Origin of the sequence: Nonomuraea sp. WAC 01424 (assembly GCF_003947315.1) — a bacterium.
GTDB classification, from domain to species: domain Bacteria; phylum Actinomycetota; class Actinomycetes; order Streptosporangiales; family Streptosporangiaceae; genus Nonomuraea; species Nonomuraea spiralis.
Map to the genome: position 1 here is coordinate 381,417 of NZ_QHHZ01000010.1, position 16,387 is coordinate 397,803.

Below are 16,387 nucleotides of genomic sequence, written 5' to 3' on the forward strand. Positions count from 1 at the left end.
AACCGGAGAGATCCCCTTGTACCTCATGCGTATCGGCGCGCCCGGCGCCGAGAAGCCGGTCGTCCGCGTGGACGACGACCACTACGTCGACGTCTCCGACCTCACCCCCGACTTCGACGAACGCTTCTTCGGCGCGGGCGGCCCGGCCCTGCTCGCCGAGCGGGTCGCCACCGGCCCCCGGCAGGCGTTCGCCGGCGAGCGAATCGGCGCGCCCATCGCCCGGCCGCACCAGATCCTGTGCATCGGCCTGAACTACCGCGACCACGCCGCCGAGACCGGGCAGGCCGTCCCGGCCGAGCCGATCCTGTTCACCAAGTCGCCCAACACGCTGGTCGGCCCGGACGACGACGTACGCATCCCGCGCGGCGCCACCAAGCCCGACTGGGAGGTGGAGCTCGGCATCGTGATCGGCCGCCGCACCTCCTACCTCGACTCGCCCGAGGAGGCCGCGGCCGCGATCGCCGGTTACTGCGTGGTCAACGACGTCAGCGAGCGCGCGTTCCAGATGGAGCGCGGCGGCCAGTGGAGCAAGGGCAAGTCGGCCGAGACGTTCAACCCGGCCGGACCGTGGCTGGTCACCCCCGACGAGATCGCCGACGTCCGGAACCTGGGCATGTGGCTGGACGTCAACGGCGTACGCCGCCAGACCGGCTCCACCAAGACGATGATCTTCGACCCGTACGTCATCGTGCACCACCTGAGCCAGTTCATGGTCCTGGAGCCCGGCGACCTGATCAACACCGGCACGCCGCCCGGCGTCGGCATGGGCCACGACCCGCAGATCTGGTTGCGTCCCGGCGACGTGATGGAGCTCGGCATCGACGGGCTCGGCCGCCAGCGCCAGCGGGTCGTGGAGCCCCGGTAGTGCGGGCACTCGTCCTGACGGGGCCGGGCCGGGCCGAGGTCCAGGAGGTCGAGCCCCCGTCCGCCGGGCCCGGCCAGGTGGTCGTGCACGTCGAGCGGGCCGGGGTGTGCGGCACCGACGTGGAACTGTTCACCGGCGCGATGAGCTACCTGCGCACCGGCCGCTCCCGCTACCCGCTGCGCCCCGGCCACGAGTGGTGCGGGCGGGTCACGGAGCTGGGCGCCGGCGTGGATCCGTCGTGGCTCGGACGGCGCGTCATCGGCGACACCATGCTCGGCTGCGGGAGCTGCGACCGCTGCCGCGCCGGACGCCACCACGTCTGCCCCGGCGTGGCCGAGCTCGGCATCAGCCGCGGCGCCGCCGGAGCGCTGGCCGAACGGCTCGCGGTCCCGGTCACGGCGCTCCATCCGCTGCCCGATACGGTGGACGAGACGTCGGGCGCGCTGGTCGAGCCCGGTGGCAACGCCTTACGCGCCGTCCGCGCGGCGGGGCTGGAGGCGGGGGAGCGGTTGCTGGTTCTGGGCACGGGCACGATCGGTCTGCTGGCGGCGCTGTTCGCGCGCGCCGGCGGCGCCGACGTGCACCTGATGGGCCGGGCCGAGCCCGATCTGCGCCTGGCCACGGATCTCGGCTTCCGGCACACCTGGACGCGGGAGACGCTGCCCGGCCTGCCCTGGCACGCCGTCATCGACGCCACCAACGCCGCCGCCATGCCCGCGCTCGCCCTCGACCTGGCCGAACCCGCCCGCCGCGTCGTCTACATCGGCCTGGCCGGCACGCCGTCCACGCTCGACACCCGCGACCTGGCGCTCAAGGACGTCACCGCGGTCGGCATCCTGGGCGGCTCGGCGGGGCTGGCCGGGGCCATCGACGCCTACGCCGGAGGCTCGGTCGACGCCCGCCCGCTCGTGGCCGCCACGGTCGGGCTGGACGGGACGGCCGACGTCCTGGCCGGACGGAGACCACCCGGCGCCGGGCCGGGGCCCAAGATCCACATCGACCCCCGGCAATGAGATCCTGGAAGAGAGCACCAGCATGACCCACCGTGAACCCCGACGGCTCAACGCGCCGGACGCCGCCGTCCTGGCGGCGGTCGAGACGGCCGTCCCGGGGATCACCCGCGCCCGCGCGAGCGACCGGGTCGGCATGGCGCACGACGCCTCCCACTACCTGCTGACCCCGCAGGCGGTGCTGGTGGCCGAGAGCGCCGACCAGGTCGCCGCGCTGCTGCGCACCGGCCTGCCGCTGACCTTCCGCTCCGGGGGCACCAGCCTGAGCGGTCAGGCGGTCAGCGAGCACCTGCTCGTGGACACCCGCCGGCACTTCCGCTCGATCGAGGTGCTCGACGGCGGCGCCCGGGTACGGGTGCAGCCCGGCGCGGTGCTGCGGCAGGTCAACGCCCGCCTGGCGCCGTACGGGCGCAAGCTCGGCCCCGACCCGGCCAGCGAGTCGGCCTGCACGATCGGCGGCGTGGTGGCCAACAACTCCAGCGGCATGACGTGCGGCACGCACGCCAACACGTACCGGACGCTGGAGTCGATGACGCTGGTGCTGCCGAGCGGCACCGTCGTCGACACCGGCGCCCCCGACGCCGACGAGCGGCTGCGCGCCCTGGAGCCCGAGCTCGCGGAGGGCCTGGAACGGCTGCGCGACCGCGTCCGCGGCAACCCCGCCTCGGTCCGCCGCGTCGAGGCCCAGTTCTCGCTGAAGAACACCATGGGCTACGGCCTGAACAGCTTCCTCGACCACGACGGCCCGGCGCAGATCCTCGCCCACCTGGCCATCGGCAGCGAGGGCACCCTCGGCTTCGTCGCCGAGGCCGTCTTCCGCACCGTACCGGCCCACCGCCTGGCCACCACCGGCCTGCTCGTCTTCCCCTCGCTGCGCGAGGCGATGGCCACGATGCCCGAGCTGGTCGCCGCCGAGCCCGCCGCCGTCGAACTGCTGGACGCCGAGTCCCTGCGCGTCGCCCAGACCGACCCCAAGGCCGACGACACGCTGCGCGCGCTGACCGTCGCCGAGCACGCCGCGCTGCTGATCGAGTGGCAGGAGTCCGACGCCGACCTGCTCGCCGAACGCGAGCACGCGGCCGAGCGGGTCTTCGCCGGCCTGCGTCTGTCCGCCCCCGCCCGGCTGAGCCGGGAGGCCGGCGGCCGGGCCGCGCTGTGGCACATCCGCAAGGGCCTGTACGCCACCGTCGCCGGCGCCCGCCCCAGCGGCACGACCGCCCTGCTGGAGGACGTCGCCGTCCCCGTGCCCGTCCTGGCAGACCTGTGCGACGACCTGACCCGCCTGTTCGCCGAGCACCGCTACGAGCGCAGCGTCGTCTTCGGCCACGCCAAGGACGGCAACCTGCACTTCATGCTCAACGAGCGTTTCCCCGCCGACCTCGAACGCTACGCCGCCTTCACCGAGGACATGGTCGAGGCCGTCCTGGCCAGGGGCGGCACGCTGAAGGCCGAGCACGGCACCGGCCGCGTCATGGCCCCGTTCGTCCGCCGCCAGTACGGCGACGAGCTGTACGACGTGATGTGCGAGGTCAAGCGCCTGTGCGACCCGGCCGGGGCGCTCAACCCGGGCGTCGTCCTCACCGAGGACCCCGAGGCGCACCTGCGCGACCTCAAGACCGTGCCGTCCGTCGAGCCCGAGGTGGACCGCTGCGTCGAGTGCGGCTACTGCGAACCCGTCTGCCCCAGCCGCGACCTGACCACCACCCCGCGCCAGCGCATCGTGCTGCGCCGCGAGCTCGCCGCGGCGCGGGCCGCCGGCGACGAGGCCCTCGCCCGCGAGCTGGAGGACGCCTACGCCTACGACGCCGTGGACACCTGCGCCGTCGACGGCATGTGCGCCACCGCCTGCCCCGTCCTGATCAACACCGGCGACCTGACCAAACGCCTGCGCGCCGAGCGCCACGGCCGCGCCGCCCAGCGGGCCTGGACGAGCGCCGCCCGCCACTGGGACGGCGTCACCCGCGCCATGAACCTGGCCCTCGACACCGCCGCCGCGGTCCCGCCCGCGCTCCCCGAGGCCGCCTCCCGCGCCGCCCGCGCGGTGGCCGGCCAGGACGCCGTCCCCCAGTGGAGCCGCGACCTGCCGCGCGGCGGGACCAGGCGCCGCCCGTCCCCGGTGGAGGGCGCCGACGCCGTCTACCTGCCGTCCTGCCTGAACACCCTGTTCGCCCCCGCGGACGGCGGCCCCGGCGTGATGAGCGCCTTCCAGCGCCTGGCCGCCCGCGCGGGCCTGACGCTGCACGTCCCCGAGAAGATCGCGAGCCTGTGCTGCGGCACGCCGTGGTCGTCCAAGGGGTTCACCGGCGGGCAGGAGAGCATGGCCGAGCGCGTCCGGGACGTCCTTGAGCGCGCCACCGACGGCGGCCGGCTGCCCGTGGTCAGCGACGCCGCCTCCTGCACCGAGGGCTACGCGCACCTGGTGCCCGGCCTTCAGGTGATCGACGCGGTCGCCTACACCGCGGAGCGCGTCCTGCCCCGCCTGCCAGAGGCCCGCCGCCTGCCGTCACTGGCGCTCCACCCGACCTGCTCCTCCACCCGCCTCGGCCTCGACGCCGCCGTCGCCCGCGTCGCCGAGGCGGTCGCCGAACAGGTCGTGATCCCGGACGGATGGCAGTGCTGCGCCTTCGCCGGCGACCGCGGCCTGCTGCACCCCGAGCTGACCGCCTCCGCCACCCGGGCCGAGGCCGCCTCCGTGGCCGAGGCGGGGTGCTCAGCCCACGCCTCGGTCAACCGCACCTGCGAGCTGGGCCTGACCCGGGCCACCGGCCAGTCCTACCGGCATCTCCTGGAGCTCCTCGACGAGGCCACCGCCTGAGGGGGGCGCGCTTTACAGCGACGGTCAATAAGATCGTCGCTGTTGCGTAGATCCGGCGATCGGGAGCACGATGAGCGACCCCGGCGGCTTCGGCCCCCTGGAGATGGACGAACGCCAGCAGATCGGCCCTTACCGGATCGTGGGCCGGATGGGCGCGGGCGGCATGGGCGTGGTCTACGCGGGGGTCGCGTCCGACGGCGCCCGCGTCGCGGTCAAGGTCATCCATCCGGGGCTGGCCGCCGACCCGCACTTCCACGACCGGTTCGTCCGCGAGGTGGAGGTGTTGTCGCGGGTGCGCGGGCGGTGCACGGTCTCGGTGCTCTCGGCCGACACCGCCGCCTCGCCGCCGTGGCTGGCCACCGAGTTCGTGCCCGGCCCGACGCTGACCGATCACGTACGCGACGGCGGGCCGCTGCCGCCGGAGGAACTGGTCGCGTTCGGGACGGACATCGCCGAGGCGTTGTCCGACATCCACCGGGCCGGCATCGTCCACCGCGACCTCAAGCCCGGCAACGTGATCCTGGCCGCGTCCGGCGCGAAGGTGCTCGACTTCGGCATCGCCCGCGCCCTGGACGAGAGCGGGCTGACCGGCACCGGCGCGCTCATCGGCACGCCCGGGTGGATCAGCCCCGAGCAGTACCGGGGCGACCAGGCCGACGCCGCCGCCGACGTGTTCGCCTGGGGCGCGCTGATGGTCTACGCCGCGACCGGGCGGCCGCCGTTCGGCATCGGGGCGCCCGACGTGCTGGCCTACCGCGTGATGAGCGTCGATCCCGACCTGTCGGGGGTGCCCGCGCACGTACGGGACCTCGTCCGGGGCGCGCTCGCCAAGTCCAGGGAGGCGCGTCCGGCGTCGGGCGACCTGCTCGCCCGGATCACCGCGCTCGGCTCGGGCACCCTCCCTGTGCCGCCCCCGCCCCCGCCCGGCGGCGGCACGCTGCCCCTGACACCCCCGCCGCCGCCCGGCGGCACGCTGTCGCTGACGCCGCCGCCCCCCTCCGGCGGCGGCACGTTACCCCCGCCGCCGCCCGGTGGGCGGGCGACGTCGTGGCCGGTGGCCGCCGTGGCCGCCGTGGGGGTCGCGGTGGTCGCGGCCGTGGCGGTCGCCGCGGCGTTCGCCCTCAACGCGGCCGGGACGCCGGAGGCGCTGCCGTCCTTCGACGACCCGCCCTCGACCTCCTCGTACGCCGGCGACACCCCCGAGGACACGCCCACCGAGAGCGACACCCCGGACGAGACCCCCACCGAGACCCCCACCGAGACCGAGACTCCCGAGGAGACCCCCACCGAGACCCCGAGCGAGACCGACACCCCCGAGGAGACCCCCACCCGCAGGACGTCCACCGCGCTGCCGTGCGCGTCCTCGCGCTCGATCCTGCGGCAGGCCGCCGCGCTGAACGGCGGCAGCCTCCCGCAGGACGCCGTGGTCGCCCGCAAGCGGTGCGCCGGCTCCTGGGTCGCCGCCGAGCTCGCCTCCCCGAGCGTCGGCGGCATCGACCTGATCGCCAGGCGGAACGCGACGCGCTTCCTCGACGCCGAGATCGGCAGCAACTTCTGCTCCCAGCAGGACCGCCCCGCGCTGCTGGCGAGCGCCCCGGGCACGATCAAGTCCTTCCTGTGCCCCAACGGGTTCGGCTGACCCCCGGCCGCGCGGGCGGGCTCAGACGGCGCGCGTGCAGACGACGATGGACGGACCCCCGGTCCGGCGGCCCGGCGCCCGCTCGACGCAAGCCCGGGCCGGTACGTCGGGCGCGTAGACCTGGTCGGAGTAGATGATCCCGGTGCCCTCGTCCCCGCCGGAGTACTGGGTGAGCCTCTTGTCCGCGCCGCTGGCGGCCCGGACGCCCTGCCTGCGTTCCACCCACACGTTGTAGGCCGAGCCCTGCCCCGCCTTGCTGAACCTGGCCCAGTTGACCTGGCAGGTCTGCCCGCGACCGGTCGCGCGGCCGGGGCCGTACCGCAGTTCGAGCCAGCCGTCGAAGGCCTGGATCCGGACGGGGGCGTCTTCGTACGTGACGGTGTAGGAGCCGGCGGCGCAGCCGGTGAGCGCGGGGTCCTTGCCGTCGCAGGCCGTGCCGAAACAGCTCGGGGCCGCCTTGGCGTCCGGTGGCTCGGCGGCCGCGTTCGCCCCCGCGTACGGGAACAGGGCCAGAGCCACCACCGCCAGAACGGCCGCCGTCCGGTGCGATCGCATGACTGACACCTCCAGGGTGAGATCGGGTCGTCGGCACGATTGTGAACCCGGCGGCCCGGCCGGATCTGTCATGCGGCCCGTGGTGCGTTGGAGGGACGTCATTCGCCGGACGGCAGCGGGATGCGCACCGACACCAGCGTCCCCTCGCCGGGTGCGGCCTCGACGTCGGCGCTGCCGCCCACCGCGCGGGCGCCGTCCCGGATGGAACGGGCGATGCCGAGCCCGGTCGTGGGCGCGTCCGGGTCGAAGCCGCTGCCGTGGTCGAGCACGCTCAGCGCCAGCGTGCCCGACCGGCACTCGGCCCGGACCACGGCGTGCCCCACGCCCGCGTGCTTGCGCACGTTCGTCAGCGCCTCGCGCAGGATGCCGCTCAGCGCCTCGACGACCTCGGCCGGCATGCCCTGGCGTTCCGGCGCCGAACGCAGCCGGCCCGCGTTGAACTCCACCCGCAGCCCGCTGCCGACGGCCTGCCGGACGACCTCCTCCAGGGCGGCGACGACGTCCTCGGCCGGGTCGCCGTCGTCGGCGCGCAGGAAGGCGCGCAGCCACTGCGACTCCTCCGCCACCCGCGCCCGTACCGAGGGGTCGGCGATCCAGCCGTCGCGGGTCAGCGCCTCCATGGTCTGCAGGATCCGGTCGTGCAGCACGCGGGCCGTCCTGCCGCGCTCGCGCTCCTGCGACAACTGCGCCGAGCGGCGCAGCTCCCCGGCCCTGGCCTGGTCCAGGTCGCGGGCGGTCCTGAACAGGACACGCATGACGTACGCGGCCATCGTGGCGTTCGTCGTCAGCCCGGCGACGTGCGGCAGGGCGGCCCACCAGACCAGGTCCGACTGGACGTAGCCGAGGAGCAGCGCGCCGCCCAGCGCCGCCGTCCAGGCCAGCACGGCGGGGAACGTGCGGAAGGAGATCCCGACCATGATGCCGACGAGCAGCACGTACGGCAGGATCGTGCCCGGCCAGCCGTCGGTGACGCGCGGGCCCGCGTAACGGCCGGCGGCGAGCACCACCACGACCACCAGGGCCAGGTCCGCCCAGAGCAGCGGGCGCGGCGGGAGCGCGGCGCGGGCGGCCGTGACCGCGCACACCAGCAGGCTCGCGCCGGCCATCGCCCCCAGCAGGTACGGCAGCGGCCCCAGCGCCAGCCACCGCCCGTCGCCCAGGACCTCCAGCGACCCGCACAACACCATCGCGCCGACCCGGACGACCACCATCGTGACGGCCCGGCTGCGCTCGATCCCGGCGACCGCCGACCCAGCCGACCCCGGCGTCCCCGGCGTCCCCGGCGGGCGCTGGGGGCTCACGGGCGGTCGCGGCGTTCGAGCCGGTTGAGCGCCGCCCGCGTGAGCTCGGCCTTGTTGCCGACCTGGAGCTTGGCCCTGATCCGCTCGACGTAGGTGTCGACCGTGGCCTTGCTGACGCCCATCCGGCGGCCCACCTGGGCGTGGGTGAAGCCCTGGGCGATGTAGGAGAGGGTCTCCTCCTCCCGGGCCGACAGCTTGGGACGGACCTCGTCGTCGTCGTTCTCGCCGGCGGGCGGGCGGACGGTCTCGTCCAGCTCGCTCTGCAGGATGTCGGCCAGGCCCGCCGACAGGTAGAAGCCGCCCGAGGCCACCGTGCGCACGGCGGCGACGATGAGCTCGGACGGCGCGTCCTTGGTGACGTACCCGTTGGCTCCGCAGCGGATCGCCGCCAGCACGTCGGCGGGCCGTCCCGAGGCCGACACGATCAGGACCCGGGTGACGGCCGACAGCTCCTTGACCGCGGCCACGCACGGCCGGTCGTCGGCCAGGTAGAGGTCGAGGATGAGCACGTCGTACCCGGCGTCGAAGCCGCGCAGGTCCCCGACGGACGAGCCACGCAGCACCACCTTCAGGTCCTCGTGCCGATGAAGGAGGTACTCCAGCCCATGGCGGATCAGCTCGTGGTCGTCGATCACGGCGATCCGGATCACGTCGTGCTCCGCGGCAGGCTGCGAACGTGGTGACATGTCAACAACGGTGAGCAGAAGTGCACGAGACCATCAAGTCCCGAAAAAGCACTACAAAGCCGTATTGTAGATCATGAATCGTGTGGTGCACCGGCCTCCCGGCGGTACGCGTCCGTGGCCGTGACGAGCGCGTGCAGCGTGCCGGGCTCGGCGACCCCGTGGCCGGCGTCCTCGACGATCCGCAGGTCGGCCTCCGGCCAGGCGCGGTGCAGCTCCCAGGCGGCGTCGGGCGGGGTCTTCATGTCGTAGCGGCCGTTCACGATGACGCAGGGGATGTGCCGGATCGCCGCCACGTCGAGCAGTTCGCCCTCCTCCAGGAAGCAGCCCTGGGTGAAGTAATGGGCCTCGATCCGGGCGAATCCCACCAGCTCCCGGTCCTCCAGGGGCGGGGGAGCGACGGGGAGCAGCGTGTTGGCCGACAACTCCCACGCCGCCCACGCCCGCGCCGCCGGCACGTGCACCGCCGGGTCCGGGTCGAACAGCCGGCGGTGGTAGGCGGCGAGCAGGTCGTCCCGTTCGGCCTCCGGGATCGCGTCGCGGAAGGCCGCCCACTCCGCAGGGAACAGCCGGGCCGCGCCGGACCCGGTGAACGCCCACGCCTCGTCGGCCGCGCTCGCCAGGTAGACGCCGCGCAGCACCAGCTCGGTCACCCGTCCGGGGTGCCGGCGCGCGTACGCCAGCGCCAGCGTCGTACCCCACGAGCCGCCGAACACCTGCCAGCGGTCGATCCCGAGCCGCCGCCTGAGCAGCTCCATGTCCTCGACCAGGTGCCAGGTCGTGTTGGCGGCCAGCGACACGCCGGGGTCGCCCGCGTGCGGGCGGCTGCGCCCGCAGTTGCGCTGGTCGAACAGGACGATCCGGTAGGCGTCGGGGTCGAAGAAGCGCCGCTGCACGGGCAGCAGGCCGCCGCCGGGGCCGCCGTGCAGGAAGACGACCGGCTTCCCCTGAGGATTGCCGCAGGTCTCCCAGTAGATCTCGGCGCCGTCGCCGACGTCGAGCAGGCCGCTCTCGTAGGGCTCGACGGGCGGGTAGAACGTCATCTGCGTCATGGCTACCAGACCTACTCGCCGGAGGCCGCGAGCGCGCACGATCTACGACGTGAAGGCGTCGGTGACGAGGACGGTGAGGGTGCGCCGGATCAGGCGTCTGGCCAGCTCCGGTTTGAAGCCGTTGTCCCGCAGCGGGCGGGCCTCGCCGAGCGCGGCCCGCGCGGCCGACTCGAAGGCCGTCGCGCCGGGCGTCGCGCCCGTCAGCAGGTCCTCCGCCTCGCGGGCGCGCCACGGCTTGTGCGCCACCCCGCCGAGCGCGAGGCGCGCGAGCACGATCCGCCCGTCCTCGACGTGCACCAGTACGGCCACGCTCACCAGCGCGAACGCGAACCCCGCCCGGTCCCGCATCTTGGCGTACGCCCCGCGGCCGGGCGGCGCGGGCGGCAGGTCCACGCTCGTGACCAGTTCCCCGTCCCGCAACACGGTCTCCACCTGCGGCGTACGCCCGGGAAGCAGGTGGAAGCCGGTGAACGGCACGCTCCGCCCGCCCTCGGGGCCGGTCACGTTGACGGTGGCGTCGAGGGCGGCCAGGGCCACGCACATGTCCGAGGGGTGGACGGCGACGCAGCTCGGGCTCGCGCCGAGGACGGCGTGCCCGCGGTTGACGCCCTCCAGCGCGTCGCATCCGGCGCCGGGCGTGCGCTTGTTGCAGGCGGCGGCGGTGTCGTAGAAGTAGTGGCAGCGCGTACGCTGCAGCAGGTTGCCGCCCACGGTCGCGCGGTTGCGCAACTGCGGCGAGGCCCCGGACAGGATGGCGCGGGCCAGCACCGGGTAGCGCCGCCGCACCCGCGGGTCGGCCGCGACCTGGGTGTTCCCGGCCAGCGCGCCGAGCCGCAGCCCGCCGCCGGGCAGGTCCTCGACGGCCGACAGCGGCAGGCGCGAGATGTCCACGACCCGCTCGGGGCGTTCGACCTCCTCCCGCATGAGGTCGACGAGGTTCGTCCCACCGGCGAGGTAGCGTGCGGGGGCGCCGCCGTCCGACGCCGTCGTGGAGGCCAGCGCGACGGCCTCCGCCACGGTCGCCGCCCGCAGGTAGACGAACTCCCTCACGTCCCGGCGACCTCCCTGATCGCGGCGGCGATGTGGTGGTAGGCCCCGCACCTGCACAGATTGCCCGCCATGCGCTCGCCGAGCTCGGCGCCGGTGAGCCGGTCCAGGGGCGCGGTCAGGTCCGGCGTCGCGGCGCTCGGGACTCCGTCGCGCCACTCGGCCAGCAGGCCCACGACCGAGCAGATCTGTCCGGGCGTGCAGTATCCGCACTGCATGGCGTCGTACCGGACGAACGCGTCCTGCACCCGCGCGCCCAGCTCGTCCTCGACCAGGTCCTCGACGGTGACGATGTCCATCCCCTCGCACTGGACGGCGAGCAGCAGGCAGGCGTAGACCCGCTGCCCGTCGGCCAGGATCGTGCAGGCGCCGCAGGCGCCCTGGTCGCAGGCGTTCTTGGTGCCGGTCAGGCGGAGGTGGTCGCGCAGGAAGTCGAGCAGGGACACGCGGGGGTCGGCCGGCGGCTCGTACGCCCGGCCGTTGACGCGCAGCTGGCGGAGGACAGGGCCGTCCATGGCGATCACCGTAGCCCGCGCCCGGACCGGAGGGCCGGGGGGACACGGTACGTGACCTCGCATTGGGACAAACGGTACCGAACATTGCCAGGATACAGATGGGGGGTATAGGTTGCGCGGGTTGAGATGTGCCTGATCGACCCAGAAGGTAGCAATGTCGGAATCAAGAAGCCACGGCCGGCGCGACTCCGGTCACGATGACCACGCCGCCCACCCCGACCACCACTCCCACGGCGATCACGGCGATCACGGCGATCACGGCGATCACGCACACCACCAGACCCCGGCCCACACCGGCCACGATCACGCCGCCCACGGCGATCAGGCCGCCCACGGCGATCACGCCGGCCATCAGGACGGCGCCCACCACGGTCACGCGATGCAGGCGACCTGGAAGGTGGCCGCCTCGGCGACGCTGCACTGCCTGACCGGCTGCGCCATCGGCGAGGTGCTCGGCATGGTGATCGCCACCGCCCTGGGTTGGCACAACCTGCCCAGCGTGGTCCTGGCCATCGTCCTGGCGTTCTTCTTCGGCTACGCGCTCACCCTGCGCGGACTGTTCAAGGCGGGGGTCGACTGGCGCAGCGCGCTGCGTCTCGCCCTGGCCGCCGACACGCTGTCCATCCTCGTCATGGAGATCGTCGACAACGGCGTCATGCTGATCATCCCGGGCGCGATGGACGCGGGCCTCGCCTCGATCCTGTTCTGGAGCGCGCTGGCGATCTCACTGGTGGTGGCGTTCCTCGTCACGACCCCGATCAACAAGTGGATCATCGGCCGCGGCAAGGGCCACGCCGTGGTGCACGCCTACCACCACTGACCCGTACGCACGGCGCCGGATCAGCCCATGAGGCTCTCGATCCCGATCCCCGCGGCCGCGAGGAGGGCGGACAGGGACGTGACGGCGACCAGGACGAGAGCGCACCCGCCCGCGGACGGACTTGAGGAGGACTTCGCCGAGTTCATCCTGGCGGCGGTCTGGTGGTAGAGCCGCACGGCGGGGTCGTTCTCGTCGTCGAAGTCCCCGTCGTGGTAGCTGACCATCTTCGCGGCGCACAATGCGCAGAGACTTCCCTCCGACACCTCAGTGCCGCAACCGTTGCATCTCGCCATGTTCTCACCCTCCGCACGGTTTGATCATCGGAGCGTATCGATCCAAGCGGTGCTTCACCCCCGATATGCCTTCACGGACAGGACGGCATCCGCGATCCACGACGCCGGGAAGCCGGAGCGCGACTCGGCGTCGCCGTCCATGACGTATGTCATGTCGTGGTCTCTGACGCCTGGCACTACTCCCGGCGCCACCCCTCCCAGCAGGCTGTTCCCATGATGAAAGTCGAGGACGGCAACTCCGCCCGGTCGCCGCGGCGGCCCCCGGGCGTTACCGTCGGGCCCTGTGACGGGTGAGGCGGCGGTGCGGGCGGCGGGGTGCGGCCGGGGCCGGGCGGCGGCGCGGGCCGGGGCGTGCGCCTGGCTCGTGCTGTCGGTGTGGCCGTTGTGGGCGTTCTTCTCCTCCCGGCCCGGCGCGCTCGCGGTGGTGTGGGCGGTCGCGGCGCTGGCGGTGTTCGCGGCGTGCTGGCTGCGGATCATGTGGCGGATGCTCGGCCCCTGGGGCGCGGCGGGGCTGAGGTGGCCGCTCGTGGGGCTGGTGGCCGCGGGGCTCGCGCTGCTGCCCGTGCTGCGGGACCCGTGGGCGTACGTCGGGTTCGTGTTCGTGGTCAGCGCCCTGACGGCCTGCCTCGGGCGCGTCGTGCACACCGCGGCGGGGGTGGCGGGGACGATCGTCGTGGTGGTGGCCGCGCTGACGACGTACGGGCGGCCGTTCGAGCAGGTCTGGTGGGTGCCGCTGGTGATCGTGGTCGAGGCGGTGACGGTGGGGAGCATCAAGCATCTGGGCGAGCTGGTCGCCCGGCTCGACGCGGCCCGTGCCCACGTGGCCCGGCTCGCCGTGGACAACGAACGCCTGCGCTTCGCCCGCGACCTGCACGACACCCTCGGCCACACGCTCACCTCGATCACCATCAGGAGCCAGCTGGCCGCCCGGCTGGCCCGTACCGACCCGGAACGGGCCGCCCGCGAGATGGCCGACGTGGAACGCGCCGCCCGCCAGGCGCTCGACGAGGTGCGCCACGCGGTCTCCGGTTACCGCGCGCCCTCCCTGTCGGGGGAGTTGCGCACGGCGGCCCACAGCCTCGGGCTGGCCGGGATCGGCCTGGAGGTCTCGCCCGCCGCCGGGCCCGTCCCGGCCGCCGCCGAGACGCTGCTGGCCTGGACCGTACGGGAGGCCGCCACGAACGTCGTGCGCCACAGCCGCGCCCGCCGCTGCCGCATCGACCTCGGCGTCGACGACACCGCCGCCACGGTCGAGATCCGCGACGACGGCCAGGGCCCCGGCCCCCCCAGCGGCACCCCCACCGGCGGCCCCACCGGCGGGAATGGTCTGACCGGGCTGGCCGAGCGGATCGCCGCCGCAGGCGGTCGTCTGGAGGCGGGCCCGCTGCCCGGCGGCGGCTACCGGCTGCACGCCCGAGTGCCCTTGGAGAGCCCGTGATCCGCGTCCTCATCGCCGACGACCAGGACCTCGTACGCGGCGGACTGGCCGCGCTGCTCTCCCTGGAGGACGGCATCGAGGTGGTGGCCGAGGTCGGCCGGGGCGACCTGGTCGAGTCCGCCGTGGCCGAGCACCGCCCCGACGTGGTCCTGCTCGACATCGAGATGCCCGGCATGTCCGGCCTGGAGGTCGCCGAACGTCTGCGCGGCCACCGCGTGGTGATCGTCACCACGTTCGGCAGGCCCGGCTATCTCAGCCGCGCCCTCGACGCGGGCGTGTCCGGGTTCGTGGTCAAGGACGCGCCGGTGGCCGAGCTGACCGCGGCCGTACGCCGGGTGATGGCCGGTGAGACCGTGATCGATCCCAAGCTGGCGGTGTCCGCCCTGACCGTCGGGCCGAGCCCGCTCACCCAGCGCGAGGCCGAGGTGCTGCGGACCGCCGCCGGCGGCGTCACCGTGGCCGACATCGCCAAGGCCCTGTTCCTGACCGAGGGCACGGTACGCAACTACCTGTCCTCCGCCATCGGCAAGACCGGCGCCCGCAACCGCGCCGAGGCCGTCCGCGTGGCCGAGTCGCGCGGCTGGCTCTGACCCTTTTCCTCCCCCTCTCATCCCTCCGAGGAGCTTTGCCATGCCCTCTGATGAATTCCGCCCGCCCGGACCGGAGTTGTTCGACTACCCGCCGCTGTGGGACGGCGCGCCGTTCTGGCTCACCAAGCCGGTGTTGCTGGCCGTCGTCGGCGTGCTCGTCGTGTGCACGCTGGCCTGGGGCGCCTTCTCCCGCCCCAAGCTGGTGCCGCGCGGCCTGCAGAACGCCGGCGAGTACGCCTACGTGTTCGTCCGCGACCAGATCGCCCGCCCCTCGCTGGGCAAGGACGCCGACCGCTGGATGCCGCTGCTGCTCACGTTCTTCCTGCTGATCCTGCTCTGGAACGTGATGGGGGTGATCCCGCTGCTCCAGTTCCCGGTCACCGCCCACGTCGCCTTCCCGTGGGTGCTGGCCGGCGTCGTGTACGTGCTCAAGCTCTACCTGGGTTTCCGGCACCAGGGCCTGGCCGGTTACCTCAGGAACGCGATGTTCCCCGAGGGCCTGCCCAAGGCCCTGGCGATCACCCTGTACGCGCCGCTCGAACTGCTCTACATCTTCGTCACCGCGCCGTTCACCCACGCCGTGCGGCTGTTCGCGAACATGTTCGCCGGGCACACGCTGCTGGCCTTCTTCAGCGCGGTCGGCTACTGGTTCCTGGTGGAGCGGCCGACCGTGGGCGGGGTGGCGGTGGGCGTGCTGGGCGTGTTCATGACGTGCCTGCTGACCGCGTTCGAGATCTTCGTCATGTTCCTCCAGGCGTACCTGTTCACCATGCTCACCGCCATGTACCTCGGCCAGTCCCTGCACCCCGAGCACTGACCGGTCAGGACGCCGCCGGTGCCAGGACGCGCCAGGCCGCCGGCCGTACGATCCAGGTACGGCCCTGCGCCACCTGCTCCAGCTCGCCGTCCACGCTGGCCGGGACGGGACCGCCGGCGATCGTGATCCGCCTGCCCCGGAAGGTCCGTACGTCGGGGCGGGCGGGGTGCCGGCCGCGGCGCAACCCGGCGGCGAAGGCCAGCCGGGCCAGCGGGCCCGTGGCGTAGGACACGACCACCTCGGCGAGGCCGTCGTCGGGCCGGGCCGCCGGGGTCAGGGGCGTGCCGCCGCCGATCGTGGCGCCGTTCCCGACGCCGGCCATGAGGACGCGGCGGCGGCCGGTGCACACCTGGGCGCCGTCCACCCGTACGCGCAGCCGCCAGCCTCCGGTGCCCGTCCCGGCCAGCGCCGCGCCCACCGCGTACGCGGCCCGATGCAGCAGCGGCTTCAGCGGGGCCGCCCGCTCGGCGGCGCGGGCGCCGACGCCGAGGTGCACGGCGTTGACCACGACACCGCCGTCGTCGTCGATCAGCAGGTCCATGGCCCGCTCGTGCCCCGCCAGCACGACGCGGACCGCCTCGGCCGGGTCGAGCGGGAGGCCCAGCGTACGGGCCAGGTCGTTGCCGGTGCCCATGGGGATCAACCCGATCGGGGCGGCGTTCAGCCGTCCGCGTTCCAGCAGCGCGGCGACCAGCGCGTGCACGCTCCCGTCGCCGCCCAGCACGACCGGGACCCGGTCGTCGCCGGAGGAGCGCGCGGCCTCCGTACCGGTGTGGCAGACCTGGACGTCGGCCTCGGCCCGCAGCAGCCGCAGCACCTCCCGCGTACTGTCGTCGCCGGCGCGGCCGGCCCGGGGGTTGCAGATCACCAGAAGTCTCACGGGGTCCTCGCCTTCCTTCCGCTCGGGCGGATGGCCACTCTTCCCCGTGCACCCGCGACAATGCCGC

Annotated in this window: 17 protein-coding genes; 8 read left to right on the forward strand and 9 right to left on the reverse strand. The window is 74.0% G+C overall.

Features of this window, described 5'->3' with window-relative positions:
• Positions 1–16: 16 nt before the first annotated feature.
• From DMB42_RS28170 to DMB42_RS53440, 4 genes are all read left to right on the forward strand, one after another.
• Positions 17–865 carry a fumarylacetoacetate hydrolase family protein gene (locus DMB42_RS28170; protein WP_125638035.1) on the forward strand — a complete coding sequence of 283 codons (849 nt, stop codon included), beginning with the start codon at positions 17–19 and terminating at the stop codon, positions 863–865.
• Entirely contained in the window at positions 865–1,878 is a 1,014-nt protein-coding gene (locus tag DMB42_RS28175) for a zinc-binding dehydrogenase (RefSeq protein ID WP_125638036.1), read from the forward strand. Before DMB42_RS28170 ends, DMB42_RS28175 begins: the two co-directional genes overlap by 1 nt.
• 22 nt (positions 1,879–1,900) lie before the next feature.
• The gene (locus tag DMB42_RS28180; RefSeq protein WP_125638037.1) at positions 1,901–4,690 is read left to right on the forward strand and encodes an FAD-binding and (Fe-S)-binding domain-containing protein; all 2,790 of its coding nucleotides are present in this window, start codon (positions 1,901–1,903) and stop codon (positions 4,688–4,690) included.
• 70 nt (positions 4,691–4,760) lie between these two features.
• Entirely contained in the window at positions 4,761–6,329 is a 1,569-nt protein-coding gene (locus DMB42_RS53440; RefSeq protein ID WP_185844899.1) for a serine/threonine-protein kinase, read from the forward strand.
• A 21-nt stretch (positions 6,330–6,350) separates the two neighbouring features.
• Here the strand turns inward: DMB42_RS53440 and DMB42_RS28190 are convergent, their stop codons facing one another.
• From DMB42_RS28190 to DMB42_RS55205, 7 genes are all read right to left on the reverse strand, one after another.
• A complete protein-coding gene (locus tag DMB42_RS28190; protein ID WP_185844900.1) occupies positions 6,351–6,884 on the reverse strand; it encodes a DUF2690 domain-containing protein in 534 nt (177 codons plus the stop codon).
• A 98-nt stretch (positions 6,885–6,982) separates the two neighbouring features.
• Complete coding sequence (locus DMB42_RS28195; RefSeq protein WP_125638039.1) at positions 6,983–8,185, reverse strand: sensor histidine kinase; 1,203 nt, start codon at positions 8,183–8,185, stop codon at positions 6,983–6,985.
• Entirely contained in the window at positions 8,182–8,871 is a 690-nt protein-coding gene (locus DMB42_RS28200) for a response regulator transcription factor (RefSeq protein WP_125638040.1), read from the reverse strand. Before DMB42_RS28200 ends, DMB42_RS28195 begins: the two co-directional genes overlap by 4 nt.
• A gap of 71 nt (positions 8,872–8,942) precedes the next feature.
• Positions 8,943–9,920, reverse strand: coding sequence for a prolyl aminopeptidase (pip, locus tag DMB42_RS28205; protein ID WP_125638041.1), 978 nt, complete (start codon positions 9,918–9,920; stop codon positions 8,943–8,945).
• A 42-nt stretch (positions 9,921–9,962) separates the two neighbouring features.
• The gene (locus DMB42_RS28210) at positions 9,963–10,970 is read right to left on the reverse strand and encodes a xanthine dehydrogenase family protein subunit M (RefSeq protein WP_125638042.1); all 1,008 of its coding nucleotides are present in this window, start codon (positions 10,968–10,970) and stop codon (positions 9,963–9,965) included.
• A complete protein-coding gene (locus DMB42_RS28215) occupies positions 10,967–11,482 on the reverse strand; it encodes a 2Fe-2S iron-sulfur cluster-binding protein (protein ID WP_125638043.1) in 516 nt (171 codons plus the stop codon). Before DMB42_RS28215 ends, DMB42_RS28210 begins: the two co-directional genes overlap by 4 nt.
• 163 nt (positions 11,483–11,645) lie before the next feature.
• Positions 11,646–11,858 carry a hypothetical protein gene (locus tag DMB42_RS55205; RefSeq protein ID WP_260478007.1) on the reverse strand — a complete coding sequence of 71 codons (213 nt, stop codon included), beginning with the start codon at positions 11,856–11,858 and terminating at the stop codon, positions 11,646–11,648.
• Positions 11,859–11,861: 3 nt separating this feature from the next.
• Between DMB42_RS55205 and DMB42_RS28220 the strand changes: the two genes are divergently transcribed.
• Complete coding sequence (locus DMB42_RS28220) at positions 11,862–12,302, forward strand: DUF4396 domain-containing protein (RefSeq protein ID WP_229824498.1); 441 nt, start codon at positions 11,862–11,864, stop codon at positions 12,300–12,302.
• 20 nt (positions 12,303–12,322) lie between these two features.
• Here the strand turns inward: DMB42_RS28220 and DMB42_RS28225 are convergent, their stop codons facing one another.
• Positions 12,323–12,595: a hypothetical protein gene (locus tag DMB42_RS28225; protein WP_125638045.1), complete on the reverse strand. Its 273-nt coding sequence runs from the start codon at positions 12,593–12,595 to the stop codon at positions 12,323–12,325.
• Positions 12,596–12,878: 283 nt separating this feature from the next.
• Here DMB42_RS28225 and DMB42_RS28230 point away from each other — a divergent pair, with 283 nt between their 5' ends.
• Genes DMB42_RS28230 through atpB form a run of 3 tightly spaced genes read left to right on the forward strand, consistent with a single transcriptional unit; the run spans position 12,879 to position 15,440 of the window.
• On the forward strand, positions 12,879–14,033 hold the full coding sequence (locus tag DMB42_RS28230; protein WP_125638046.1) for a sensor histidine kinase: 1,155 nt from the start codon (positions 12,879–12,881) through the stop codon (positions 14,031–14,033).
• A complete protein-coding gene (locus DMB42_RS28235; RefSeq protein ID WP_125638047.1) occupies positions 14,030–14,623 on the forward strand; it encodes a response regulator transcription factor in 594 nt (197 codons plus the stop codon). The genes DMB42_RS28230 and DMB42_RS28235 overlap by 4 nt, the downstream gene beginning before the upstream one ends.
• Before the next feature lie 40 nt (positions 14,624–14,663).
• Entirely contained in the window at positions 14,664–15,440 is a 777-nt protein-coding gene (gene atpB, locus DMB42_RS28240; RefSeq protein ID WP_125638048.1) for a F0F1 ATP synthase subunit A, read from the forward strand.
• A 4-nt stretch (positions 15,441–15,444) separates the two neighbouring features.
• Here the strand turns inward: atpB and DMB42_RS55210 are convergent, their stop codons facing one another.
• A complete protein-coding gene (locus tag DMB42_RS55210) occupies positions 15,445–16,320 on the reverse strand; it encodes a diacylglycerol kinase family protein (protein WP_125638049.1) in 876 nt (291 codons plus the stop codon).
• Positions 16,321–16,387 lie beyond the last annotated feature (67 nt).

Bases quoted from the DNA above. Each gene is read 5' to 3' on its own strand.
- DMB42_RS28180 (WP_125638037.1), top strand. From the start codon at position 1,901: ATGACCCACCGTGAACCCCGACGGCTCAACGCGCCGGACGCCGCCGTC.
- DMB42_RS53440 (WP_185844899.1), top strand. From the start codon at position 4,761: ATGAGCGACCCCGGCGGCTTCGGCCCCCTGGAGATGGACGAACGCCAG.
- DMB42_RS28190 (WP_185844900.1), bottom strand. From the start codon at position 6,884: ATGCGATCGCACCGGACGGCGGCCGTTCTGGCGGTGGTGGCTCTGGCC.
- DMB42_RS28200 (WP_125638040.1), bottom strand. From the start codon at position 8,871: ATGTCACCACGTTCGCAGCCTGCCGCGGAGCACGACGTGATCCGGATC.
- pip (WP_125638041.1), bottom strand. From the start codon at position 9,920: ATGACGCAGATGACGTTCTACCCGCCCGTCGAGCCCTACGAGAGCGGC.
- DMB42_RS28215 (WP_125638043.1), bottom strand. From the start codon at position 11,482: ATGGACGGCCCTGTCCTCCGCCAGCTGCGCGTCAACGGCCGGGCGTAC.
- DMB42_RS28220 (WP_229824498.1), top strand. From the start codon at position 11,862: ATGCAGGCGACCTGGAAGGTGGCCGCCTCGGCGACGCTGCACTGCCTG.
- DMB42_RS28225 (WP_125638045.1), bottom strand. From the start codon at position 12,595: ATGGCGAGATGCAACGGTTGCGGCACTGAGGTGTCGGAGGGAAGTCTC.
- atpB (WP_125638048.1), top strand. From the start codon at position 14,664: ATGCCCTCTGATGAATTCCGCCCGCCCGGACCGGAGTTGTTCGACTAC.